Source organism: Paenibacillus etheri (assembly GCF_001012825.1).
GTDB lineage: Bacteria > Bacillota > Bacilli > Paenibacillales > Paenibacillaceae > Paenibacillus_AQ > Paenibacillus_AQ etheri.
Map to the genome: position 1 here is coordinate 275183 of NZ_LCZJ02000012.1, position 6294 is coordinate 281476.

Sequence of the window (6294 nt, forward strand, 5' to 3'; positions counted from 1 at the left end):
GGTTATTCTGTGCGTGGATTGTATCATTTTTTGAAGTGAACTTGTGAACCTATATTTTGGAGGGAAAAGTATAATATGAAAGCAACATGGGAAAAAATAGAGAAGAACCTTGGAGTTCTTGAAGTAGAAGTTGACGCAGAACGCGTAGCAGCAGCACTTGATAAAGCTTTTAACAAAGTCGTTAAGAAAGCTAACGTACCAGGCTTCCGTAAAGGTAAAGTACCACGCCCGATCTTTGAATCCCGTTTTGGTGTAGAAAGCTTGTACCAAGATGCAATCGACATTCTTCTTCCTGAAGCTTACGGTGAAGCGGTTGAACAAACTGACATCTTCCCTGTAGACCGTCCTGAAGTTGATATTGAGCAATTTGCTAAAGGTCAATCCTTTATCTTCAAAGCGAAGATCACGGTTAAACCTGAAGTGAAGCTCGGCGATTACAAAGGTCTGGAAGTTCCAGTACAAAAAGCTGAAGTGACTGAAGAAGAGCTGAGCGCTGAGCTTGCTCGTCTGCAAGAACGTCATGCTGAACTCGTAGTAGTTGAAGAAGAAGCAGCAGCTAACGGCGACATCGCTGTGATCGATTTTGACGGATATGTTGATGACGTACCGTTCGAAGGCGGAAAAGCTGAGCGTCATTCTCTTGAGCTTGGTAGCAACTCCTTCATTCCTGGATTTGAAGAGCAAGTAGTTGGAATGGCTACTGGAGATTTCAAAGATGTTGAAGTTACTTTCCCTGAAGAATATCATGCAGAGAACCTTGCGGGTAAGAAAGCAGTATTCAAAGTGAAATTGCACGAAATCAAACGCAAACAACTTCCTGCACTCGATGATGAGTTCGCTAAAGATGTAAGTGAATTCGAAACTTTGGAAGAGTACAAAGCAGATCTGAAAGCTCAACTCGAATCCCGTAAACAGGATGAATTGAAGGGCCTTCGCGAGAACGCAGTTGTTGATAAAGCAGCAGCAAACGCTGAAGTTGAGATCCCAGAAGCAATGATCAACAGCGAAGTTGAGAACATGGTTCGTGATTTCGACACTCGTCTTCGTCAACAAGGTATGAACATGGATATGTTCCTTAGCTTCTCGGGTCAAACTCGTGAAGACTTGCAGAACCAAATGAAAGGCGATGCTGAAAAACGCGTTCGCAACAACCTGGTACTGGAAGTTATCGCTAAACAAGAGAACATTGAAGTTTCCGAAGAAGAAGTTTCCGAAGAGTTGGCTACTATGGCTGAAGCTTACAAACGTACGCCAGAAGAAATTCGCAGCATCTTGGCAGCTAACGGTTCACTGGGCAGCTTGAGCGAAGAACTTTCTTTGCGCAAAACCATTGATTTCCTTGTTAGCAACAGTGTAGAAATTGAAGCAGTAGAAGAAGCGCCAGCTGCTGAAGACACTAAAGCTGAGTAAGATTTTTTAAAAATATAAGATAATATAAGTATCACTCTATACTTTATCCTTATATTTCTCGCTTAAAAGCTTTCCGTCCTTATAAGGGGCCAGGCGTTTATGCTTGACACTACCTAGAACGGCCAAGTAAGTCGGCCTCCATACAGATATGATAAGGCACGTAAGTTTCGTTACGTGCCTTATTTTTATCCTCGGGCACAGATATTTGTGATTACATAGGTATCCGTATGAGCGTATAGCATTAAGGAAATTGGCGTGATAACGTCACTATCACAAGCAGTGGACAGGTCTGCTGTAGTGAAAAAATGACATCGCGCCGTGAACGTGTTAAAATATTTTTGAAACGATAAGACTAATCTGTATAGAGAAAAGAGGTTGGTGGCATGAGTCTGGTACCAATGGTTGTGGAATCAACAAGTCGTGGGGAACGTTCGTACGATATCTATTCCAGATTGCTCAAGGATCGCATTATCTTCTTAAGCAGTGCGATTGACGATGATGTCGCCAATCTGGTTATTGCTCAACTGCTGTTCCTTGCAGCAGATGATCCCGAGAAGGACATTCACTTGTACCTCAACTCACCCGGTGGTTCAGTAACAGCCGGCATGGGTATATACGATACGATGCAATATATCAAACCGGATGTTTCAACCATTTGTGTAGGGATGGCGGCAAGCATGGGATCGCTCCTTTTAACAGCTGGGGCTCCGGGCAAAAGATATGCGCTGACTAACAGCGAAGTTATGATTCATCAACCGCTCGGTGGTGTTCAAGGTCAAGCGTCCGACATTTGGATTCATACCGACTGGATTCTCAAGACGAAACAGAAGTTGAATCAAATTTATGTAGATCGCACAGGTCAGCCCCTTGAAAAAATCGAACGGGACACAGACCGCGATAACTTCATGAGCGCGGAAGAAGCCAAGGAATATGGGCTTATTGACCAGGTTCTTTCTTCACCGATGAAATCTTAAAGGGGTGGTTAGATGTTTAAATTTAATGATGAAAAAGGGCAATTGAAATGTTCTTTTTGCGGCAAATCACAAGAGCAGGTTCGTAAGCTTGTAGCAGGACCGGGCGTTTATATATGTGACGAATGTATCGAGCTTTGCACGGAAATCGTGGAAGAAGAGCTCGGTCATGAGGAAGAGCTTGATCTGAAGGATATTCCGAAACCAAAGGAAATCCGCGATATTTTGGATCAATATGTAATCGGTCAAGAGCAAGCGAAGAAATCGCTGTCTGTTGCGGTTTACAATCACTATAAGCGTGTGAACAGCCAAAGCAAAATCGAAGATGTTGAACTGACGAAGAGTAATATTCTTTTGCTTGGTCCAACAGGTTCGGGTAAAACTTTGCTCGCACAGACGATGGCGAAGATTATCAACGTTCCTTTTGCGATTGCAGATGCTACTTCCCTAACGGAAGCTGGTTATGTCGGTGAGGATGTTGAGAACATTCTGCTTAAGCTGATTCAAGCAGCAGATTATGATGTGGAGAAAGCCGAACGCGGCATTATCTATATTGATGAGATTGATAAAGTGGCACGTAAATCCGAGAACCCGTCCATTACTCGTGACGTATCCGGTGAAGGTGTACAGCAGGCGCTTCTGAAAATTCTCGAAGGAACAGTTGCTTCGGTACCTCCGCAAGGTGGTCGTAAGCATCCTCATCAGGAGTTTATTCAAATCGATACGACGAACATCTTGTTCATCGTGGGCGGTGCCTTTGACGGTCTGGAGCAAATGATTAAACGCCGTATCGGTAAAAAAGTCATTGGCTTCAACGCAGCGGTTGAAGGACAAAAGGATCTCAAGCCTGGTGAATATTTGTCGATGGTTTTGCCTGAAGACTTGCTTAAATTCGGACTAATCCCTGAATTTGTAGGCCGTCTGCCGGTCATCTCGACTTTGGAGCCGCTTGATGAGAATACGCTGGTGCGTATCCTTTCCGAGCCTAAGAATGCACTCACGAAACAATACATCAAGCTGCTGGAAATGGATAACGTAGCGCTGAAGTTCGAACCGTTGGCACTCGAAGCGATTGCCAAGGAAGCGATCAAACGCAATACGGGAGCCCGTGGACTGCGCGCGATTATTGAGAGCATCATGCTTGATGTGATGTATGAAGTTCCTTCACGTGATGATATTAAAGATTGCGTGATCACGGAGCAGGTCGTTCAAGAGAAGGCTTTGCCTGAATTGAACCTTAAGAAAGACAAAAAGAAAGAGGAAAGCGCGTAAGTCGCTTACCTTAACAATACATGTCACTGTCTCCACCTTTCTTCCGCTTATCCCGCTTCACTAGCGGTTGCGAAGGGGTGGAGCTTTGGCGTTATGGGGGAGAAAAATCATGTTCTTGAGACACCAAACCCGTCCTGTCAATGTTGGCGGGCTCATTATTGGGGGAAACAACGAGGTTGCGATTCAAAGCATGTGTACAACCAAAACAGCTGATGTGGAGGCTACTGTAGCTGAAATTTTACGGCTTGAGGAAGCAGGCTGCCAACTGGTACGCGTTACTGTCAACAATGAAGAGGCAGCCGCCGCGATTAAGGAGATCAAGAAGCAGATTCATATCCCACTCGTAGCGGATATTCATTTTAACTATAAGCTCGCGCTGATGGCTATTGAGAACGGCATTGATAAAGTACGGATTAATCCGGGCAATATCGGTCGTCGGGAGAAGGTAGAAGCAGTAGTTAAAGCGTGTAAAGAAAAAGGAATTCCGATTCGGATTGGTGTAAACGCTGGTTCTTTGGAGAATCATCTCTTGGAGAAATACGGATACCCGACTCCTGAAGCTATGGTAGAAAGTGCACTGTACCATATTGGTATTTTGGAAGAGCTGGATTTCCACGACATTATCGTTTCCTTAAAAGCATCCGATGTGCCAATGGCCATCGAGGCTTACCGTCAGGCTGCGGAAGTTATTCCTTATCCGCTGCACCTCGGGATTACAGAATCCGGCACTTTGTTTGCCGGTACAGTGAAGAGCTCCGCGGGTATCGGTGCACTGCTCTCTATGGGCATCGGCAGCACCCTGCGTATCTCGCTTAGCGCTGATCCAGTGGAAGAGGTTAAGGTGGCACGTGAGCTGCTGAAGACCTTCGGTCTGATCTCTAACGCGGCTACACTCATTTCTTGTCCGACTTGCGGACGACTTGATATAGACCTTTTCTCTATTGCTAATGAGGTGGAAGAGTACATTTCGAAGCTTAAGGTACCCATTAAAGTATCCGTACTTGGCTGCGCTGTTAATGGCCCTGGTGAAGCGCGTGAAGCAGATATCGGTATTGCTGGCGCCCGTGGGGAAGGTTTGTTGTTCCGTTACGGCCAGATGATTCGTAAAGTACCTGAGGCGGAACTAGTGAACGAGCTGAAGAAGGAAATTGATGCGATTGTTGTAGCGTACGAGGAAACGGGAGAAATCCCAGGCCGAGCTCACGCTAACCTTGCACCTCCGGTGCAATCGAAGTAACCTGGTCTTTTACGAATTTATGATTCGTTAATAATATGTGGCGAAGAACGCCCTGTTACACTCCGGTATATCCGGTAGTGGGAACGGGGCGTTTTTTTGCGTGGAATTAATTATTGAGGGGGGACGTCGAATGCAATATGAACAAGCACATGAAGCATTTATTGAGCAGCATCTAGCAAGCAGGATAGGTGAGAGGCGGGGAAGATTGGAGAGAGGGCATCGTCATGCCGAAGAAATGTTTTTGCAGAATGTATGGTGGCCGCTTCGTGGGGATTTCAATGATCTTCATCCGGAGTATGAGGTGCTGGATTGGCGCGGACGATCTTATTTCGCGGATTATGCTTTTTTGCCAGGGCCTATTAAGCTCTTGTTCGAGATTAAAGGGTATGCCGCACATGTAAGAGATATGGATAGGCTGAAGTATTGTAATGAGCTAAATCGTGAGACGTTTCTGTACGGAATGGGTTACCAAGTCATTTCATTTGCCTACGATGATGTGGAACAACGTCCTGAGTTATGTATTACACTGCTGCGTGTGGTACTAAGCCGTTATCAGATTGTAAGTGTACCGAGCGACAGGGCAATTCTTACAGAGAAAGAAATTATCCGTTATATAGTTCGTAAATCGGGTACCGTACGTCTTAAAGAGATATCAGATTTTTTCATGCTAGACCCCAAAACGGCAAGACTGATGCTTATAAGATTATGTGAAAAAGGATGGCTGAAAGCTGTAAAAAGAGAACATGGCGTTAGAAATATAGGTTATGAGTTGGCCCGGGATGTTCTTTTTTACTGGGATTGAGGTGCATGATATGAATGGGCTTATGATGAGCTGGTGTGGTTGAGAATGGTGGAGTTTAGAAGAGGTGAGCCGGAGATGACGAATAGAGTTGAGTAGGGAGTAAGGTGTTAGGGAGTAAGGCGTTAGGCAGTGAGTATGGATAAAGATGTGAGGTTGGATTGGAGAGTGAGTGTAGAGTTAATAGTAAAAAATTAATGGGATTAAAGGGAAAGGTGGAGGAAGAGGAAGTAGGAGTGGAAGTAGGAGTAGGAGTAGGAGTAGGAGCGGTTAGAAGTGGGTATGCGAGGAGAAATAGTTGTTTTTTCAAGGTTAGCTATAGTTGTATGCTTCTTATAGGGAAAATATCCCTATAAATAGACCGTTTTTGCATGAAAAGGGAGTTTATACGGAATTCCTCCCTATAAAATCACGAAAAGTATCTGTTTTTACGTGAAATCAACGTAATATAGGGAGAAATTCCCTATAATCCACTCATTGGGATTACTCTCATTCAACTATAGGGAGTTTTGGACCTCTGTCAAGAAAGTAGACACCATTAAACTGCCTTTCTCTTATTAAATTGCGCAGCAAACCGTACCGGCGAAAGATAGCCTAGCGCGCTG

Annotated in this window: 5 protein-coding genes; all 5 read left to right on the forward strand. The window is 44.7% G+C overall.

The window, feature by feature from the left end; genetic code table 11:
* The first annotated feature begins 75 nt into the window (after positions 1–75).
* The 5 genes from tig to UQ64_RS01730 all read left to right on the forward strand — a co-directional run bounded on the left by tig (position 76) and on the right by UQ64_RS01730 (position 5692).
* Positions 76–1410, forward strand: coding sequence for a trigger factor (tig, locus tag UQ64_RS01710; RefSeq protein WP_060621817.1), 1335 nt, complete (start codon positions 76–78; stop codon positions 1408–1410).
* A gap of 383 nt (positions 1411–1793) precedes the next feature.
* The gene (gene clpP, locus UQ64_RS01715) at positions 1794–2384 is read left to right on the forward strand and encodes an ATP-dependent Clp endopeptidase proteolytic subunit ClpP (RefSeq protein WP_036685049.1); all 591 of its coding nucleotides are present in this window, start codon (positions 1794–1796) and stop codon (positions 2382–2384) included.
* Positions 2385–2396: 12 nt separating this feature from the next.
* Positions 2397–3653 (forward strand): ATP-dependent protease ATP-binding subunit ClpX, encoded by a 1257-nt coding sequence (gene clpX, locus UQ64_RS01720; RefSeq protein WP_042130648.1) that lies wholly within the window; start codon positions 2397–2399, stop codon positions 3651–3653.
* A 109-nt stretch (positions 3654–3762) separates the two neighbouring features.
* Positions 3763–4890 carry a flavodoxin-dependent (E)-4-hydroxy-3-methylbut-2-enyl-diphosphate synthase gene (gene ispG / locus UQ64_RS01725; protein ID WP_060621818.1) on the forward strand — a complete coding sequence of 376 codons (1128 nt, stop codon included), beginning with the start codon at positions 3763–3765 and terminating at the stop codon, positions 4888–4890.
* Between the two features lie 130 nt (positions 4891–5020).
* The gene (locus UQ64_RS01730; RefSeq protein ID WP_060621819.1) at positions 5021–5692 is read left to right on the forward strand and encodes a hypothetical protein; all 672 of its coding nucleotides are present in this window, start codon (positions 5021–5023) and stop codon (positions 5690–5692) included.
* Positions 5693–6294 lie beyond the last annotated feature (602 nt).